Origin of the sequence: Zobellia uliginosa (genome assembly GCF_018860745.1) — a bacterium.
GTDB lineage: Bacteria > Bacteroidota > Bacteroidia > Flavobacteriales > Flavobacteriaceae > Zobellia > Zobellia uliginosa_B.
In genome coordinates this window covers 329,981-349,951 of sequence record NZ_JAHKPY010000002.1, presented here as the reverse complement: position 1 = coordinate 349,951, position 19,971 = coordinate 329,981, and the positions used below count along the sequence as shown (strand labels likewise).

Genomic DNA, 19,971 nt, shown 5'->3' with positions numbered 1-19,971 from the left:
GTTAATGCGTACTTTACAAATAGTAAAAACAATGCTTTTTATACTGCTATTTCATCTAGCAGCTCATGCACAACAAAAAACTTTACCAGAAGGCTTTGAAAAAACAGATCGTTCCAAACTAAATATCAACCAAGGATGGAAATTCCATTTGGGTGATTCAGATGCCGATTTTTTTAAATTGGATACGGATGATTCCAAGTGGGAAACAGTTAACGTGCCTCACGGATTGGAACTTACTACTATGGACCTCAACGGGGTTCAAGATGATAAGTACCAAGATACTTTTATGCGAAAAGTTGGGTGGTACCGAAAACAAATTGAGGTTTCGGACAACTCCCAAAGCAAAGTGTTTCTTGAATTTGAAGGCGTTCACCAAGTAACGGATGTATGGGTAAATGGCAAACACATTGGTCAGCATGCCGTTGGTGGGTACACTCCTTTTCATTTTGATATTACAGATTTTGTAAATCGAGGTGCAAAAAATTTAGTTACCGTTTTAGCCGATAACCGCAAGCGCGAAGACGTGCCGCCGGACCCAGGCCCTATGGACTATATTAAGTTCGCCGGTCTGTATCGCGATGTGTATTTAGTAGAAACCAATCCGTTACATATCACCTTTAATTGGGAAGCTGAAAACGCAGGCCAATACATTACCACCCCCACCGTAGATCCGGTGAATATGAATGCAACGATTAATATTAAAACTACAGTTCGGAACGAAAATAATCAACCTAGAATAACTACCGTTATAAATAGGGTTGTTGATGAAAAAGGTTTGGTGGTTTTAAAATTGGAGCAGACAAAAACCATTGCTTCCGGTGCAGATGTCCAATTTAATGCAATAGGAAGTATTGAAGACAACTTGAAGCTTTGGTCTATAGATGAACCTAACCTATACCGTGTAAATACGTTGGTTTTAGAAGCCGATAAAGTAGTAGATCAGATAGAGGTAAAAACCGGATTCCGTAAGATTGAAATGAACAATCATGACGGTATTGTTCTCAACGGAAAACCTCTAAAGCTCATTGGGACCAATTTACACCAGCACTATGGTTTTATTGGGGATGCCATGCCCAATTCACTGCATTACAAAGATATTCTTCAATTAAAAAAATTGGGTATGAACGTCATTCGTACGGCACATTATCCGCATGACAATTCGTTGTTGGAAGCCTGTGATGAATTAGGAATGCTGGTATATGAAGAAGCCCCAACATGGATGTCTATCGGAAATGAGGCTTGGTTCGATAATTTCGAAAAAGCAGCAAGAACTATGGTCAGAAACCATAGAAACCACACTTCCGTTTTTGTCTGGGGAGCTGGTATCAATCACAGGGGTTATGTTCCAAGGGCTCATAATGTAATCAAACAAGAAGACCCTTTTAGATATACCGCTTCGCAAAGTAGCCGTTGGACGGGTTGGCAAACTTCTGGTTTAACAGATATTTATGGCCAAATGGTATACGGTCCTTATTATTGGAGTGGTGATGAACCCATGTTGGCAATGGAAGGGCGTCGTGGTCCTGAGGCTATTAATGAATATATGAACAGTCCCATGAAATTGGGTCTAATATCATGGACCGCACATGCCTATTATACTTTTCATCCTACCGACACGCCAAAAGATAGAAGTCGAGGTGGTTTTATGACGGCTTTTCGCTATCCAAGACCTGAGGAAAATTTGGCTTGGTATCCTGCCGAACTAACGGATTACCCCTACTTACATATTGCATCCGATTGGAATGAAGACACAAAAGAAGTGGTGATTTTTAGTAATTCGGAAAAAGTACAGCTTAAAGTAAACGGTAAAACAATTGCCGAGGAACATCCTTCGCGAGCGGATAAGTACAAATATTTAAAACACGCACCATTTGTATTTTCCATTTCAAAATATGAAAAAGGAACATTGACCGCCAACGGATTGTTAGATGGTAAAATTGTGGTTTCCAAAACTACAAAAACTCCGGAAGAAGCTTATAGAATCATCCTAGAGCCAGATATGGAAGGACGTAAGTTCGTTGCCGATGGTTCTGATATTCTGGTGGCATATGCCAAAATAGTGGACAAAAATGGCATCTTGCTTGGTGATGCAGATATAGCTGTAGAATTCTCGGTAAAGGGCGATGCCGAAATAATTGGAGACAAGGAAGGTATTGGCTCAAACCCTATGCAAACGGAATATGGAGTAGCTCCTGTTTTGATTCGTGCAGGAAACTCTCCTGGGCAGATAACCATCACAGCAAAGGCAAAGGGACTTAAATCAGCAACTGAAACAGTTACTACCGAAAAAGCCAATTTTGACATGATTGCTTCTACTGCCGAACCTATTTATGATTTTGAGAGCATTCGGGTAGATTTAGGCGGAGAAGAACAATTGGTGCAGTTTGATTGGATTCCGTGGAATGGAAAAGATAATGCTGCCTCTACCAAACAATTTGAAGAACTTGGTGGTTTTTCCGCTACTGTTCAAAGTAATGGCGATGCCAGCTCTACACGCTGGTTGGGCGAAATAAACGTCATAGGTAAATATGGTTTTGCCCATGGCGAAGGTGTTTTAGGGGTTTCAAAAGAGGGGCTGACCTTAAAACTTTCTGGTTTGAAAAAAGGAAAATATAAACTGAATACGGTTCATCATGCACCAAGAACCAATACAGATAGTATGGACCCCAACCAAGAAAAAATGGCTACTTATAGAATTTACAAAATTCCGTATACCAAAGAGCTGGATGTGACCATTTCAGATGCCAATGGAACCTCTACCCTATCGAACATTACCGTTACCGAAGGCGAGACCATGCAAACTTCGCCGTTTCAACCCACCGAGATATATTTTGAATCCGATGGAAAAAACAACGTTCAATTCATTTTTAAAGGAACAGACCAAAAAGCAGTTTGGCTTAACAGTTTTGTGCTAAGTGAGTGGCATTAGATAATCTAATTTCATCCATTAAGAAATCCCCGGGGCATGACTTCGGGGATTTTTTATATCTATTTATTCTAGCTTTATTATATAAATTGAAAATCACCTTTATATCAAATCTTCATATTTACCCTGCAATTAATATTAACATCACTTATTTCATGCTAGATTATTAGATTAAAAATAATTTTATATATTTACCGAAACCATACTAGACCATACTAGTTTTATTTTCACTATTTCTATTTTATGCCACTTATGAAAAAGTTACTGATTGTTACCCTGCTCCTCGTTAGTTCAATTTCTTTGTTCGCTCAAGACGTACTCGTTGAAGCCGAAAGCTTTGATAATCCAGGTGGCTGGCTTGTAGACCCACAATTCGTTGAGCAAATGGGTTCTTCTTATCTGAATGCACATGGCATGGGAAAACCGGTAAAAAATGCTTCAACAAAAGTTAATTTCAATAAATCCGGTACATACCATATTTGGGTGCGCACTATGAACTGGGTTCCGGGTGAATGGGAAGCTCCTGGAAAATTTCAGTTAAAAGTGAACGAGGCCGTACTAGATACGGTATTGGGCACACGTTCCGGTTGGGGCTGGCAATATGCAGGCGAAACAAAAATCAATAAGAAAAACGAAACACATATAGAGTTAGTTGACCTTACAGGTTTTAACGGCCGCTGTGATGCTATTTATTTTTCTACCAAAAAAACAACACCTCCATCATCTCCAAAAAAGTTAGCGTCTTGGCGTCAAGAACTAGCTGCGGAACCAAATGCACCAGAGGAATTAAAAACCTATGATTTAGTGGTTGTAGGCGGAGGATTGGCAGGCTGCGCTGCAGCAATAGCCGGTGCAGAACAAGGTTTAAAGGTGGCATTGATTCATGATCGCCCAGTTTTAGGGGGTAACGCCAGTGAAGAAATACGTGTTCATACCGAAGGTATTTATGGCAATTTTGAGCGTATCCTTAAAAAAATAGACACCAAGCACTATCCTAACGGTTCGGCAGAATCTAAATTGGACCAACAAAAAAGGGACGAAAACGTTAAGAGCTATGATAATATAGATTTATTCCTAAACTGGCGTGCTTATGATGCTATTTCGGAAGAAAATAGTGTAAAATATGTAGATGCCAGACAAACGTTTACAGGGGAAAGAAAACGGTTTACAGCACCCTATTTTGTAGACTCTACGGGTGATGGTTGGATAGGTTTTTGGGCTGGCGCCGAATTTTCATATGGTCGTGAAAGTGTAGATACCTACGGCGAGTATTGGGAAGAGCACGGTGAATTATGGAGTCCAAAAGAAGCGGATAATGCCGTTATGGGTTCTTCCGTTCTTTGGGGATCTAAAGACACGGATAGTCCGCAGAGTTTTCCAGAAGTACCTTGGGCCATGCCGGTATCAAAGGATTATGCAGAAGTTAATGGCGAATGGCAATGGGAGTTCAGTAGAAACGACCTGAGCCAAATTGATGATGCCGAAGAAATACGCGACCACATGCTACGTGCTATTTATGGTTCATTTTCCAATGCCAAAAAAGACGAGGTAAACAAAAACCGAAAATTGGAGTGGGTTTCGTACTTGGTAGGAAAACGCGAATCCAGAAGATTGGTAGGAGACCATATTTTCACTTTCAACGATGCTAAAGTCGGAAAAGAATTTCCTGATGGCGTCGTTATTGAAAAAAGAGCGGTAGATGTGCATTATCAAACGGTTTTAGAGGACGAGAAAAATCCAGATTTCATTTCGGAAGCCTTATTTTATAGAGGGCCGCAATATTACATTCCGTACAGAAGCCTGTATTCTAAAAACATTAGCAACCTTTTTATGGCCGGTCGTAATTTCAGCTGCTCCCACGCAGGGCTCGGTGGGCCACGTGTTATGCTTACTACCGGGCAAATGGGTGCTGCCGTTGGTTATGCGGCTTCCCTTTGTAAAAAATACGAGGTTATGCCACGTGAAATTTACACAGGTTATTTACAGGAATATCTAGATTTAATAGAAGAACAGAAATACGAAAAGATTCCTACGTCAAAAAAATGAGAAGACTTGCATTTAGCATCTTTTTACTTCTAACCCATCTTTGTGAAGCTCAGTTTGGGTCGGCTGTTGCTTTTCCTAATAGTTCGGAAAAAACAGTATTAGATAAAAGTCCTGAGTTTTTTGTGTTGAATTGGAAACAAGGCACTATTCTAAATAGATCAGAAACCCCAATGGAAATTGTTGTGGATTCCGTAGGTGCTCAAAAAGTAAATATTTTCCGAGATAATTCGGATGCACCGGTGCTGTATTCCTCAAATATTATTACGCCAGTTTGTGCCGATGGCGATTGTAGACTGATGCATATTACTTTGTATTGGACGCTTTTGGGCGACTACGCAGGTTTTGACCGATCTAGCGAAGAGCCGTTGACCAAACATGACCATGACGATTTTTTGTTCTCGGACTACTGGAAGCTGCATGAACTGCTGAAAGACCACAATTCCATTTTAAAAAGAAGGGCTATAGATGAGCTGGTCACAAAACCGAAGCCTTCAACAATAGAAGGTGTAGATGCTTTGTCCGGTGCCACTATAAAAGAGGTAAAAGAATCCGTTGTTTCCGGTGCCCTTTACTCCTGTTATGTAGCCTGGCACCTGGTGCATGGTGATATTAAAGACCAAATAAAAGCATTTACCGTTGCACAACAAACTGAAGGAATGTTGGTTCGCATGTTGAACAATGAGAACATTAACTATCAAATGTACGCTCTTGAAAACCTGACCAAAAATCAATATGACACCAATTTTTCAAGAATATCAACGCTTTTTAAGTCGGGTATTCCACTGGTACGTTCGTTTATCATTAAAAATTTAGCGGAATCCTTTTCAAAAGAACCGAATAAGATGCAACCCTTTTGGGATGCTTTACCCTATATCGACATCAACACTCGAAGCTTGTTATTGCAACACATAAATACTGCATCGGAAGCTACGATTACCTCCATTTCCGGACAGTTAAGTATGCTCACTAAAAATCAGATACGAGATTTTTTATCACACTTAGAAAATAAATCGCAAATTTCCTCCGAAATTCTCAAGAATCTACGTGGCTTTGCCGACTCTAGCAAAGAGAAGAATTCTTATCTTGTAGTTCAATTTTTAGAGGATAATAGCTAATCTGCCGTTTAAAATCTACACCTTATGATTTCCTTCATTATTTCTGTTCTTGTACTCATACTTGGTTATTATACCTATGGCAAAGTGGTAGAACGTATTTTCGGAATCGACACGGAAAAGGAAACCCCTGCAATTCGTTTACGGGATGATATTGATTTTATGCCCCTACCGGCTTGGCGTATATTTCTTATTCAATTTTTGAATATTGCGGGACTAGGACCCATTTTTGGTGCCATTGCGGGAGCCATGTTCGGACCTGCCGCTTTTCTGTGGATTGTCTTGGGAAGTATCTTTGCCGGAGCCGTTCACGATTATTTTTCCGGTATGCTCTCCGTTAGACATGACGGATTGAGTATTAGCGAAATAGTGGGTATCTATCTGGGGCCTCAGATGAAACATATTATGCGTTTTTTCACGGTGATATTACTAATTTTTGTGGGGACCGTTTTTCTAATGGGACCGGCAAAAATTATAGATGGCATGACCGGAAATATGTGGAATCTTTGGATTTGGGTAGGTATAATTCTAGCATATTACATGCTATCCACCCTACTCCCAATAGACAAAATGATAGGAAAACTGTATCCTATTTTTGGGGTTGCCATGCTTTTAATGGCCCTTGGGTTGGTCATTGCCCTCTTTTTTGGAGACTATCATATTCCGGAATTGGTGCCGGCTAATTTAGTAAATATGACGTCTGACCCTGAAGCTACACCACTCTTTCCAATTCTTTTCGTGACGATTGCCTGTGGTGCTATTTCAGGTTTTCATGCTACGCAATCTCCTTTAATGGCCCGATGTATGCAAAATGAAAAGTTAGGGCGAAAAATTTTCTTTGGAACCATGATTACCGAAGGTGTTGTAGCTCTAATATGGGCCGCTGCAGCCATGACGTTTTTTGGTAATGTGGGAGGTCTTAACGATGCCATGTTGGCCAATGGGAATAACGCAGCATGGGCTGCGAATGAAATATCGTTGAACATGCTCGGTAAAATAGGAGGTGTTTTAGCATTATTGGGAATTGTTGCTGCCCCAATTACATCAGGAGATACCGCATTTCGTTCGGCACGATTAATTTTATCGGATATTATCAAAACCGACCAGAAACAGATTAAAAACAGGCTTTACATCAGTATTCCCCTATTTATAATCGCCTTTGTTCTCACTCAAATTGATTTTGGAATAATTTGGAGGTATTTCGCCTGGAGTAATCAAACCCTAGCAACAGTAGTTCTATGGACGATCACCGCATATCTTATTTATGAAAACAAATTGTATTGGATAACCCTAATTCCGGCCATATTTATGACCATGGTATGTACTACATATATACTTATTGCACCAGAAGGCTTTGAACTAGAGAACAACATTGCCTACATAGGCGGTACAGTCCTTACCATTGGTTTTTCTTTACTGTTCTGGTATTATGCCGTTCAGCGAAAAAAAGTTTATGTGAGTTTAGGGTAAATTCTATTTCTAGAAAGAGCTTCTAAGAATCAGTTGGCTCTCATTTCCTTTCCGCTCTCTTCGTCCTTCTAAAATCATTTTAGCGGCTTCTTCTCCCATTTTCTTAAAATCGGTACTGATAACGGAGATTCCTCCATCTAAAATTTCCTTCGTACTCGTATCGTTATAGCTAATAAGACCGATTTCATTACCTAATTTCCAACCCACTTTGCGACACATTTTTATAATCTCTACCATATCTCTATCATAAGCATCAATAGTGATGTAGAGACAACCTTTCTCAAAATAATCCGTAGAAAAGCCATTTTGAACATCGCTTTCAAAAGAAAATTCAGTACAAAATCGCTCAAAGCCTTTCTGAACAAAATCTCCGTGAGGCGCATTTAATGGATTCAATAGCATCAATTTGTTATACTTTTTTACCCTATCCAGATTCTCTGACAGCAAATTGAAAATGTCATTTTCAAAATCTTGAAAAACCATGCCACAGTCCCCATCAATATTCGGCTCGTATTTATCTAAAATTATCAATTTTTCAGGTGGAACCTTGTTCAGCACCTTCTTTACCGTTTTAGAATCCTTTATATAAGTAGTGATAACAAAATGTGTGTAGTTTTTGAGGTTGTCCAAAATTAGCGGAGCAAATATCTCTTCGTTCTGATGATGAAAATAAAGGCGAACCTTTACCTTATCACCTAACCGAGCAATTAACGAGTTATACAAGTCCTCTTTAAAAGGGGTAAACTTATCCAACATAAAAAACACCTTGAATTCCGTTTCGACGGAAAGGTCGTTTACAAAGTAACCTATTTTGTCCACAGCTCTAACAATACCCTTCTCACTAAGGTGGTTGAGTGCTTTAAATACGGTTTCTCGACTAAAATTAAAATGTGCCGAAAGTTTGTTTACAGAAGGTAGACGCTGATTTAGAACCAGTTGCTTTTGTTCAATTTGAGACGTAATACTGTCTGCCAGCAGAAGGTATTTGGGCTTCTTTGAATTTTTTTCGATACTAAGTTTTACCATTTTCTTTTCTAAGAGGGAAAGTATTCGTGCAAAACTAATAAAACTAAAAATACCGGATTTACCAACAACTTTTTAGAAATCAGGTTAAGAAAAGTGAAAAAATCACCTCTCCACTACCCCTCAAAAGGATTTGACAACCATTAAACTCATTTATAATTAGCTCATAGTCAGTAGTATTTATAAAGAAAGCACTTACATATGACGCTAAATGTGTGATTATGTAAATTATTCGTGTACAATTTTAAACATTTAACAATTAAATATTTGGCAGATTTAGAATAATGTTATTTATTTGTTAAACAGACTAGACCAGACTAGACTTTGTATTGGTTAGTGTTGTATAACTCTCAATTTTCAACTAAAACTACTCTTATGAAACAAGCAATTGTATGCTTTCTCTTTACGGTATTTGGATTTAGCCAAATATCGGCCCAAATTACGGTTTCGGGTACCGTAAACGATGAACAAGGTGTTCCCATACCCGGGGTCAACATTGTAGAAAAAGGAACAACAAATGGAATTGTAGCCGACTTTGATGGCAATTTTTCCATTGAAGTAGCTGAAGATGCCACTCTGGTATTCAGTTCAATTGGTTACGGAACCATTGAAAAATCAGTAAATAATCAAACTACAATCAACGCTACCATGTCTGAAGAAGCATCTCTGCTGGACGAAGTGGTCGTGGTAGGTTACGGAACTCAAAAGGCTGTAAACTTAACAGGTTCTGTCGAAACCGTAAAGGCAGATGAAATTGCAAAACAGCCCGTTGCCCAAGCATCACAGGCCCTAGCCGGACTTGTGCCCGGTCTTACGGCTACGCAATCTAGTGGTCAACCCGGTGCAGATGGTGCCGCAATCCGTATTCGTGGTGTAGGTACACTAGGAAATGGAGCTAAAAATAATCCCCTTATTTTAGTAGATGGTATTCCAGATGACATTAACGGATTGGACCCTAGTGATATTGAATCCATATCTGTTCTTAAGGATGCTTCGGCTTCGGCAATTTACGGGTCTCGTGCCGCTAACGGTGTAATTCTCATTACAACCAAAAGAGGTAAAGAAGGTGAAATATCAACAACTTATAATACCTACGTAGGTATACAAAGCGTAGCGCAAAACTTAAAGTTCATGGACGCTTTGGGATATATGGAAGCCTTTAATAGCGCTGAGCCAGGTGCATTCTCGGAAGAAACCTTAAACCAATACCGTTCTGGTAATGGTGTGGGTACTGAAGCCCTACCCGATACGGATTGGGTAGACCTTCTTTTTAGTTCTGCTGCAATACAACAGTACCACAGCTTGTCCATTCGTGGTGGTTCAGAAAAACTGAAGACCGCTAGTTCTATCTCTTTTACGGACCAAGAAGGTAACATAGCAAATTTTGATTTTCAGCGATACAATGGTAGGTTCAACATAGATTATGCGCTTAGCAAAAAATTGGATGTTGCCTTTGACCTGAATTTTAGAAGAGAAGTAAAGAGCCAGCCAGCTAGACTACAAAACCTTACGCGGTCTGCATACCGATTACAGCCACTATTTATCGCATTTAACGATGATGGAACCTATGGTTCCGGTTTTGGAGGCAGTAACCCAATTGCACTTGCAAATTCTAGTGCTAAGGATGAAACCATATCCAATTATTTCAGGGCCTTGGCAAAGGTAACTTACCGCCCTTTCAACAATTTTTCCGTTTCGGCTACCTATGCCCCACAATTTTTTGATAGGGACAGAGACGACTTTAGAGCAGGTTATACCTATTACGAAGGTTCTGGTGGGCCTGCCATAACTACAGTTGGAGGTGGAGTTGGCGAGAGTTCTTTATTTAAGGAGACTTTTACAACTTTTCAAGATAACTTTAATGCCGTAGCCAATTGGGGAAAAGAATTTGGAGACCACAACGTATCTGTCTTAGGAGGTTACGAATTTTTAAAATTCAATTCAGAAATCTGGACGGCTAGCAGAAGAGGGTTTGTTCTGGATGAATTCCGCGGCCTGGATAATGGTTTACCGGATACACAATTGAACAGCGGTAGCTCTACACTTAACGGATTAGAGTCGCTTTTTGGTAGATTCAATTATTCTTACAAAGACAAGTATCTTTTAGAGGCCAATGTTAGAAAGGATGCATCCTCTCGTTTTGCGAAAGGTTATCGTTCGGCAACATTTCCTTCATTCTCTTTGGGATGGGTAGTATCGGAAGAAAACTTCTTAAAAGATAGCGAAACGTTGAACTTCCTTAAGTTTAGGGCTTCTTGGGGTCAATTAGGGAATCAATTTATCTTTTCGGCAAATCAAACTGATAACAATGGAGACACTGTACAAGGAGCTGATGGCTCTGCGGTGGCACAGGAGGTTAATTTCCCTTATACGTCACTATTTGGTCTGGGTAACGCCAATGCTGTAATTGGTGGTACGCCCGTTGTAGGTGGTGCACAGACGGTACTGGCGAATTCACAATTACAATGGGAAACGGGTGAGACCCAGAATATTGGTGTCGATGCAAAATTTTTAAACAGTAGACTTTCGTTTACCGGTGAATACTATGTACGTAAGACCAAAGATATTTTATTAGGTGTTACCATACCTACTTCTGTAGGCCTTGATGCTCCAGTTCAAAATGCCGGTGAAGTTTGGAATACAGGTTATGACATTTCAATTGGATGGAACGATATGATCGGTGAGGATTTTAGATATGGCATCAACCTTAACTATTCCGGTTTTGATAATGAAATCAAAGATTTAGGTGGTTTGGACCAATTACCTCCTGGAAACACGATAAACAAAGTTGGTGAGGAAATAGGTGCTATATATGGTCTAAAGGTAGAAGGATTGTATCAAGAGAGTGATTTTGACACAGACGGAAATCTGAACAGCGCATTACCAAGTCCAGGTTTTGGAGCTATTCAGGCCGGTGATATTAAATATGCAGATATTTCTGGGCCGGATGGTATTCCTGATGGTGCCATCACCAATGATGACCGTACCATTATAGGTAGCAACATTACTACTGAAAACTGGGGTCTCGAACTTTTTTCAGCCTATAAAGGCCTAGACCTTTCTATTTCTTTATTAGGAGCTGGAGGACGTGATGTAGTGTTGGAAGGTGATGCAGGTTGGGCGTTTTACAATGCCGGTAAAATCCAAGAATGGCAAGGTGATTACTGGACTCCTGATAATACAAATGCAGAATATCCTCGTTTAACCCCAGGTAGTTCTCACTCAAACTGGAGAGTCAACGAAACCTGGATGCACGATGCCTCTTATGTGAGGTTAAGAAATGTGACTTTAGGTTATAAACTACCGCGAGATTTTACAGATAAATTCAATATCGCTAATGCTAGAATCTACCTATCAGGTCAGAACTTGGCAACTTGGGATAATATGCCAGATGGCATAGACCCATTAACCCCGCAATTCTCAACTGGGTCATTTTACCCTGTAACCAAGGTATTTACCATGGGGCTTAACGTAACTTTCTAATCGTATAATTTCTATAAAATGAAAAATATAAAATACATAATCATCTTAAGTATCGGCCTACTTGTTTTTGGGTCATGCGAAGACAATGTCCTTAATCTAGAAGATCCCGGAAGTCCTACCGATGCTACCTTCTTTAGAACAGAAGCGCAGCTAGAGGTAGCCTTGACAGGTATATACGAACAAATAAATTATGTGAACGCGGTTCCTTTCCCTCAATTATTAGATCACACTACAGACTACGCATTTAATCGCGGTAATGTGGGGGGAACTATTGTGGCAACAACGGGGGGGCTTACCTCTACTGAAAGTCTTGTAAATGGTTTTTGGAATAATTTCTATACAGGAGTGCAACGCGCCAACAACCTATTGACCAATATGGACAAGGCGGCAGACGCATCAGACCCTAATCGTTTTGAGCAAATTAAGGCAGAAGCCCTTTTTCTACGTTCTCTTTTCTATAGTTATCTAACGGAACTTTATGGAGATGTTCCCTTTAGAACCGAGGTAACCTCGCTAGAAGAACTGGAAATAGTTGCCAGGACCCCAAAGGCTGAAATTGTAGCAAGCATTATATCCGATTTACAGGAGGCTGCTGCCATACTCCCGCCTACCCAACCGGCAACTGAGAGAGGTCGTGCATCGGCAAACGCCGCAAACGCACTAATCTCGCGTATTGCTCTTTATAATGAAGACTACGAATTGGCGGAAAGTGCCGCCCTTAAAGTAATGAACTCGCCCGATACTCCTTCATTGTACCCGGATTACGAGGGGCTATTTACAGATGCCGGTGTAGGTTCTTCCGAAGTCTTATTTGACCTTTCCTATATTAACGGAACAAAAACCCACGGCCTGTCTCAAAGACAAGGTAGTAGGTTTGGTGGATGGTGCCAATTGGTACCTGCGCAACAAACGGTAGACAGTTATGAAACCATAAACGGATTACCTATTGACGAAGATCCGGAATACAACCCTATTAATCCGTTCGAGAATCGCGATCCAAGATTGGCGGCAACAATTGCCTTGCCCAACAGAGTTTGGACGGGCCATATTATTCAACAGCATAGTGATAGTATTGCTACATGGCGAATAGAAGACGGTGTTAAAGTAGAGCGTGTATTCAATCCAAATTCGGCCAATCCAGCGGGACGTACCATAGTTGATCCTTATGACGGTACGGAATATGTCACCGGTGGAGCTAACCGTTTTACCGCTTTTAGTGGTTATTTCTGGAAAAAATTCTCGGATGCACCAAGGTTATTGGGCTCCTTATCCGGTGGACCTAGCCCATTACAATCAGAACAGACCATTTATTTAATTCGGTATGCCGAAGTACTTTTAAACTATGCAGAAGCTAAAATTGAAGCTGGTTCCATAGACGGCAGCGTTTTAAACGCTCTTAATTCCGTGCGTGAAAGAGCTTATGCCAATAGTGCCGTTCCTTTTCCTGCTGTATCCACTACCAATCAGGCAGAGCTTAGAAAAATTGTTAGAAGGGAACGTAAAGTAGAGTTTGCAGATGAAGGTTTAAGATTGTTTGATATTAAGCGATGGAGAATTGCCGAAAAAGTATTGAACACCACTCTTTTGGGCGGCCCCGCAAACGGATTCAGCAAAATAGGAGATTTAGGTTTTGTACCTAATATTGATGATGACGGTCATATAGATTATACCGGAGCACCAACACAACCAAGGGTGGAGTTAGGCAACCTAGATTATAGAGAATTGGAAGAAAGAACTTTTGATGCAGGCAAGCATTACTTATGGCCTATACCACAGGCGGAAATTGATGCCACAGAAAAAGTTGTTACCCAAAACCCGGGTTATTAAAAAGTGAGTTAGTTTTTGTTAGTTTTATGTAATAGGAGGTACAAGTTTGCCTCCTATTTCTTAATTAGCTGACTCATTAATAGTAAATTTAACAGTAAGAATGGGCACAATAGATATAGCGGTTATTTTAATTTTCACTTTACTTGTCTTTGTATGTGGGTTAAGCTTCTCAAAGTCGGGTAAAAACATGAAATCATTCTTTGCCGCAGGCGGTGCCCTACCTTGGTGGATGAGTGGTCTCTCCCTCTTTATGAGTTTCTTTTCTGCAGGAACATTCGTAGTCTGGGGCTCCATTGCCTATTCAAGTGGTTGGGTTGCCATTACCATACAAACGACCATGTGCATAGCCGGTGTTCTAATCGGTTTTTTCATTGCACCTAAATGGCAACAAACAAAAGCTCTGACTGCAGCAGAATTTATTACGGATCGTTTAGGTTACAGCACTCAAAAAATATACACCTACTTATTTCTGCTGATATCCATTTTTACCACGGGCGCCTTTTTGTACCCAGTGGCTAAAATTGTGGAAGTATCAACTGGTTTCCCTATTAACACGAGCATTATCGTCTTAGGTATTTTAATATTAATATACACCGCTGTTGGCGGACTATGGGCAGTAATTGTTACGGATGTACTCCAATTCGTTGTCCTAACAGCTGCTGTTTTAATCGTCGTTCCGCTTTCACTGGATAAAATTGGAGGGATGAATAATTTCATTTCACAAGCACCCGAAAACTTTTTCGCTTTGGTGAACGAGGAATACACTTGGGGCTTTATGATTGCCTTTGGATTGTACAACCTTTTCTTCATTGCAGGGAACTGGGCCTATGTACAACGTTATACTAGTGTAGGCACGCCGAAAGATGCAAAAAAAGTAGGATGGCTTTTTGGCGGACTCTATTTGGTAAGTCCTTTAGTTTGGATGTTGCCGCCAATGATCTATAGAGTTCTTAATCCGGAATTGGGCGGCTTGGCAGATGAAGGCGCCTACCTCCTAATGTGCAAAGAAGTGTTGCCGGTAGGAATGTTGGGCCTAATGTTGGGCGGAATGATTTTCGCTACTTCCAGCTCGGTAAATACTACCCTGAACATTTCTGCAGGAGTTTTGGCAAATGACGTTTATAAGCACTTTAGACCTAATGCAGACGGAGATAGACTTGTAAAGGTAGGTAGAATGGCCACCATATTTCTTGGCGTTCTTACCATTATAATAGCATTATTGGTTCCTTATATGGGCGGTATCGTAGAAGTAGTTATGAGTCTAGCGGCCATAACTGGAGGTGCTATGTTCCTACCTCCTATGTGGGCTTTATTCAGTAGACATCAAACAGGTAAAAGCGCTCTGATGGTTACGGTTATCACCTTAACAATTAATGCTTTTTTCAAATTCTTGGCCCCTGCCCTTCTAAATTTTTCATTTGACAGGGCTCAGGAAATGGGATTTGGAATGGGTATTCCCATCGTTCTACTAGCGGCATTTGAAATATATGCCCGTACACAAAATACCACAATGGTAGAATATGACAATTACCAACTTAAAGTTACTCAAAAAACATCGGAAGCGGAAGATGATGCTGCTTCTGGAAACAAAAAAGGTACTCGGGTCATAGGTATAGGCGTAGCGCTCACCGGCCTAATGATTTTAATACTGTCGTTCATAGCCGAAACTGGTGCCATATTAGTGGGTAGCATGGGATTTTTAGTAATGCTTTTAGGTAGTTATATCATTTTTAAAGCCACTAAAAAAGACCCTGACCAAATGGCACAATCCAATTGAGGCATATAAAATCCAAATCTAATTACTAAAGTACAAATCGCATTTTATGATTTTAGAAGCATATAGTTCCCAAACCAGAAAAACAAAGACCGTACCCCTAGAAGCAGACTTGGTGGTTGTAGGTGGTGGTCTATCAGGCGTCTGTGCTGCAATTACGGCGGCCCGCTCAAACCTAAAAGTTGTTCTTATACAAGACCGACCTGTACTTGGCGGCAATGCGTCTTCCGAGGTTCGTTTATGGAGCTTAGGTGCCACTTCCCACATGGGAAACAACAACCGTTGGAGCCGTGAAGGTGGATTAATCAATGAGATCCTATTAGAAAACCTAAAACGTAATAAAGAAGGAAACCCGTTAATTTTTGATACGGTTTTGCTTGAGAAAGTATATGAAGAGAAAAATATTACCTTACTGTTGAATACAGCAGTGTATGAGGTTGAAAAAGGCAGTGATGAAAAAGTGAAAAATGTGACCGCTTTTTGTAGTCAGAACTCCACTACATATATCGCTTCATCGCCATTATTTTGTGATGCCTCCGGAGATGGTATTGTTGCTTTTATGGCGGGCGCCTCTTTTAGAATGGGTGCTGAAACTAAGGAAGAGTTTGATGAAGGTTTTGCTCCTAATATTAAAGATTATGGGAACCTTTTAGGGCATTCTCTTTATTTTTACACCAAAGATGTAGGCAAACCAATATCATATACAGCACCTTCTTTTGCTATAAAAAATGCAGAAAACCTTCCTCGAATAAAAAATTATCAACTCGGAGACCATGGTTGTAAATTATGGTGGGTTGAGCATGGCGGTCGGCTTGACACCGTTCATCAGTCCGAAGACATTAAATTTGAGCTTTGGAAAGTTGTTTATGGCATTTGGGATTACGTAAAGAACAGCGGAAAATATCCGGAAGCGGATAATCTTACGCTAGAATGGGTAGGTACAATTCCCGGAAAGCGAGAAAGTCGTCGGTTTGAGGGCGATTTTATGCTGACCCAAAAAGATATTGTAGAACAACGCGATTATTACGATGCGATTTCATTTGGCGGCTGGGCAATGGACCTTCACCCTGCAGATGGTATCTACAGTGAACATAACTCCTGCACACAATGGCACGGCAAGGGAGTATATTCTATCCCCTATCGTTGCTATTATTCCAAGAACATAGATAATCTTTTTTTAGCAGGTAGAATCATCAGTGCCAGTCACGTTGCCTTTGGTTCCTCTCGTGTTATGCTTACGTGTGCCCATGGTGCGCAGGCGGTAGGCAAAGCGGCGGTTCTATGTAAAGAAGAAGGATTACTTCCCAGAGATATTGCATCTAAAGATAAGATAGAAAAATTGCAATTGGCACTGAATAGAGATGGGCAGAGTATTCCTAGACTTTCGTTGGAAGATACTGCGGACTTAATAACTAACGCAACTATTCATGCTAGTTCCACTTTGGAATTCAATGGTTTCGCTGCCGCGGATGATTGGCAGACCTTAACCTTTGGTCTTGCACAGATGCTACCTTTAAAAGCCAACGAAAATATAACCCTTGAAATTGAAGTTGAGGCTGTAGAGGAAACCGTTTTGGAACTACAACTTAAAAGCAGTTCGGCATGTAAGCATTTCACTCCTGATATTATTATTGACAAACAAGAAGTTGAGCTTAAAAAAGGGAAACAGACCGTCACTTTTTCAACTACTAAAACGCAAATCCTAGACCATTATTCATTTTTCTGTCTTATGAAAAATGAAAATATTAAGGTTCGTCTTTCAAATGATCGTGTTACCGGTTTAATGACTGTAGAGAACAAAATAAACAAAGCTGTTTCTAACTACGGGAGACAAGACCCACCTGCTGAAATTAATGTAGATAGTTTTGAATTTTGGACGCCTCAACGTCGCCCGGAAGGAAAAAACATAGCTCTTAAACTATCAAAATCACTATCAGTTTTTAAGACCGATAATCTAAAAAATAGCGAAGTACGTCCTACTTCAAATGGAAACACCAATGCTTGGGTAGCGAATATAGAGGACAAATCTCCTAGCATTTCGCTGAACTGGAATGAAAAAGTAGCTATTAAAACCATTAAGCTCTTTTTTGACTGCGATTATGACCATGCCTTAGAAACTACATTGATGGGCCACCCCGAGGAGGTCATTCCTTTTGTAGTATCCGATTACCGCATAAAAGATGCTTCAGGTTCTATTCTTAAGGAAGTAACAGGAAATTACCAAGCCATAAATACTATTGAATTGGAAGAATCCATTTCCACAGAAAAACTTCTTTTCGAATTTATTCAAAATGAAGAACATATACCTGTTTCGGTTTTTAAAATTTCCATTTTCGCATAAAAAACATCAGTAGTATGAAAAAAGTAAAATTCCAGTTTAGCCTTGTCATTGGTCTCGTTATGTTGATTTCGGCCTGTAGAAATAATAATTCTCAGAAAGAAACGACTACCTCAATGACAAGGGGCAATACAACCGTTTCCCTATTTACGGCAACCAACGGACAACTTGCTTTTCAGGTTCATAAAGACCAAAAGATTGTTCTTGATACTTCCCTATTAGGTATTTTTATTGATGAAAGGCAACTGGGGAAAAATGCAGAAATAATACTTGAAGAACAAAAAAAAATAAAAACAGAATATCCGTTAAACGGAATTAAGAGCGAAGCTTCCTATACAGGAAATCAATACACGTACATAATTTCAGAAGCAGATGGAAGCCAATGGAATTTAGAATTTCAGCTTTCTAATGAAGGTATAGCCTACCGGTATATTGTATCTGGTAGTGGTACTCAAAATGTAAAGGGTGAAGAAAGTAGTTTTAAATTGCCCAGCGAAACCAAAGTCTGGTATTTTGAACGCGATAGCGACTGGAAATTAAAATCGCACGCCGGCGAATGGCTCTCCGCCGATATTTCTGAAATGCCTACCGTTTCTAAAATGGGACCTATACAAGGGTTAACACTAACTTGTGAGCTTCCACAAGGTGGTTATGCCTTGCTAGCAGAAGCTGCTCTCTATAACTACAGCGGTATGCGACTAGAAGCCATTGGTAACAACACGTTCAAAGCTAATTTTGAGGAAGGCGATAATGGTTTCGCTATCAACGGAAAAGTTACCACCCCATGGCGCTGTATTCTTTTGGCAGATAACCTTAATGATTTAGCGAACAACACCATGGTGGCATCGTTAAACCCTGCTCCTGATCCTGAAATTTTTAAAAATACAGACTGGATAATTCCCGGAAAATCCGTTTGGCACTGGTGGTCCGGGAAATATGTGAACTATAAAGAAGAGCGTGATATGGTAGATGATGCCCAAGCATTAAATTTTGCCTATTCCATGGTAGATGAAGGCTGGGAAAGATGGGCAAACAAATGGGAGTCGGTTACCAAACTTTGTGACTATGCGGAGGAAAAAGGTGTTGGTATTTTTGTATGGAAACACTCCAAGGAAATTAACTTCCCAAAAAACGATTATGCCATAATGGGCCATTTTTTAGATAGCGTGAAGCAAACTGGTGCCGTTGGAGTAAAAGTGGATTTTATGAACGGCCAGAGTAAAAGTATCATATCGTTTGATGAAGCCTTATTAAGAAAAGCGGCAGAAAGACAATTGATGGTCAATTTTCACGGCTGCCAACAAAGTTCCGGCGAATACAGAACCTACCCGAACGAAGTTACACGTGAAGGTATACGAGGTTTGGAGGTCAACCATATGAAAGAAGGTCCTTTGGCGGCTTCCCACAATGCGGCATTGCCGTTTACAAGATACGTAACCGGACACGGAGATTACACGCCATTAGGGTTTACAGAACCGGGGGAAACCACATGGGCTCATCAATTGGCCACATTGGTTACTTTCTACTCCCCTTTTAACTGTATTGCGGAGAATACTCAGTTTCTACTTAAAACCAAGAGCATTCAACCCGCGTTGGATTTTATTAAGACCGTACCTTCGGTCTGGGATGAGACCTTTGTCTTGCCCCAAAGTAAAATTGGTGAATTAGCGGCCATAGCCAGACGTACGGACAACAATTGGTATTTGGGCGTTCTACGTAGTGGCCTGGCCCACGAACTACAAATTGACTGTAGCTTTTTAGGCGATGGTGAGTATACTGCTGAAATATTTACGGATGACACCAAAGCCAAACGCATCAATTTAGAAGGACTCAATAACGAAGCTAACCTGCGCCAATGGAACACGGCCGTTTCCTTTAAAAAATCATCGGAAACGGTCTCCAAGGAAAAAACACTTACGGTTCACTTAGCGGAACATGGTGGTGCCGTCATAAAATTTATCAAAAAATAAAA

At 40.4% G+C, this 19,971-nt stretch carries 10 protein-coding genes; 9 read left to right on the top strand and 1 reads right to left on the bottom strand.

Going from position 1 to position 19,971, the window contains the following annotated elements:
- The first annotated feature begins 4 nt into the window (after positions 1-4).
- The 4 genes from KO521_RS02160 (at position 5) to KO521_RS02145 (ending at position 7,554) form a co-directional block, all read left to right on the top strand.
- On the top strand, positions 5-2,929 hold the full coding sequence (locus KO521_RS02160) for a glycoside hydrolase family 2 protein (protein WP_252729818.1): 2,925 nt from the start codon (positions 5-7) through the stop codon (positions 2,927-2,929).
- A 249-nt stretch (positions 2,930-3,178) separates the two neighbouring features.
- On the top strand, positions 3,179-4,972 hold the full coding sequence (locus KO521_RS02155) for an FAD-dependent oxidoreductase (protein ID WP_215938262.1): 1,794 nt from the start codon (positions 3,179-3,181) through the stop codon (positions 4,970-4,972).
- Complete coding sequence (locus KO521_RS02150) at positions 4,969-6,087, top strand: hypothetical protein (protein ID WP_215938261.1); 1,119 nt, start codon at positions 4,969-4,971, stop codon at positions 6,085-6,087. The genes KO521_RS02155 and KO521_RS02150 overlap by 4 nt, the downstream gene beginning before the upstream one ends.
- 24 nt (positions 6,088-6,111) lie before the next feature.
- Positions 6,112-7,554 carry a carbon starvation CstA family protein gene (locus KO521_RS02145; RefSeq protein ID WP_215938260.1) on the top strand — a complete coding sequence of 481 codons (1,443 nt, stop codon included), beginning with the start codon at positions 6,112-6,114 and terminating at the stop codon, positions 7,552-7,554.
- A gap of 9 nt (positions 7,555-7,563) precedes the next feature.
- On the opposite strand, the gene KO521_RS02140 is transcribed toward KO521_RS02145, so the two are convergent.
- The gene (locus tag KO521_RS02140) at positions 7,564-8,580 is read right to left on the bottom strand and encodes a GntR family transcriptional regulator (RefSeq protein ID WP_215938259.1); all 1,017 of its coding nucleotides are present in this window, start codon (positions 8,578-8,580) and stop codon (positions 7,564-7,566) included.
- Positions 8,581-8,952: 372 nt separating this feature from the next.
- Between KO521_RS02140 and KO521_RS02135 the strand changes: the two genes are divergently transcribed.
- From KO521_RS02135 to KO521_RS02115, 5 genes are all read left to right on the top strand, one after another.
- Complete coding sequence (locus KO521_RS02135) at positions 8,953-12,060, top strand: SusC/RagA family TonB-linked outer membrane protein (RefSeq protein ID WP_215938258.1); 3,108 nt, start codon at positions 8,953-8,955, stop codon at positions 12,058-12,060.
- 18 nt (positions 12,061-12,078) lie between these two features.
- Positions 12,079-13,887, top strand: coding sequence for a RagB/SusD family nutrient uptake outer membrane protein (locus KO521_RS02130; protein ID WP_215938257.1), 1,809 nt, complete (start codon positions 12,079-12,081; stop codon positions 13,885-13,887).
- A 187-nt stretch (positions 13,888-14,074) separates the two neighbouring features.
- Entirely contained in the window at positions 14,075-15,664 is a 1,590-nt protein-coding gene (locus KO521_RS02125) for a sodium:solute symporter family protein (RefSeq protein ID WP_252729817.1), read from the top strand.
- Positions 15,665-15,710: 46 nt separating this feature from the next.
- On the top strand, positions 15,711-18,002 hold the full coding sequence (locus KO521_RS02120) for an FAD-dependent oxidoreductase (protein ID WP_215938255.1): 2,292 nt from the start codon (positions 15,711-15,713) through the stop codon (positions 18,000-18,002).
- A 14-nt stretch (positions 18,003-18,016) separates the two neighbouring features.
- Positions 18,017-19,969, top strand: a complete 1,953-nt coding sequence (locus KO521_RS02115; RefSeq protein WP_215938254.1) for a glycoside hydrolase family 97 protein — start codon at positions 18,017-18,019, stop codon at positions 19,967-19,969.
- Positions 19,970-19,971: the final 2 nt, after the last annotated feature.

Bases quoted from the DNA above. Each gene is read 5' to 3' on its own strand.
- KO521_RS02160 (WP_252729818.1), top strand. From the start codon at position 5: ATGCGTACTTTACAAATAGTAAAAACAATGCTTTTTATACTGCTATTT.
- KO521_RS02155 (WP_215938262.1), top strand. From the start codon at position 3,179: ATGAAAAAGTTACTGATTGTTACCCTGCTCCTCGTTAGTTCAATTTCT.
- KO521_RS02150 (WP_215938261.1), top strand. From the start codon at position 4,969: ATGAGAAGACTTGCATTTAGCATCTTTTTACTTCTAACCCATCTTTGT.
- KO521_RS02145 (WP_215938260.1), top strand. From the start codon at position 6,112: ATGATTTCCTTCATTATTTCTGTTCTTGTACTCATACTTGGTTATTAT.
- KO521_RS02140 (WP_215938259.1), bottom strand. From the start codon at position 8,580: ATGGTAAAACTTAGTATCGAAAAAAATTCAAAGAAGCCCAAATACCTT.
- KO521_RS02135 (WP_215938258.1), top strand. From the start codon at position 8,953: ATGAAACAAGCAATTGTATGCTTTCTCTTTACGGTATTTGGATTTAGC.
- KO521_RS02130 (WP_215938257.1), top strand. From the start codon at position 12,079: ATGAAAAATATAAAATACATAATCATCTTAAGTATCGGCCTACTTGTT.
- KO521_RS02125 (WP_252729817.1), top strand. From the start codon at position 14,075: ATGAAATCATTCTTTGCCGCAGGCGGTGCCCTACCTTGGTGGATGAGT.
- KO521_RS02120 (WP_215938255.1), top strand. From the start codon at position 15,711: ATGATTTTAGAAGCATATAGTTCCCAAACCAGAAAAACAAAGACCGTA.
- KO521_RS02115 (WP_215938254.1), top strand. From the start codon at position 18,017: ATGAAAAAAGTAAAATTCCAGTTTAGCCTTGTCATTGGTCTCGTTATG.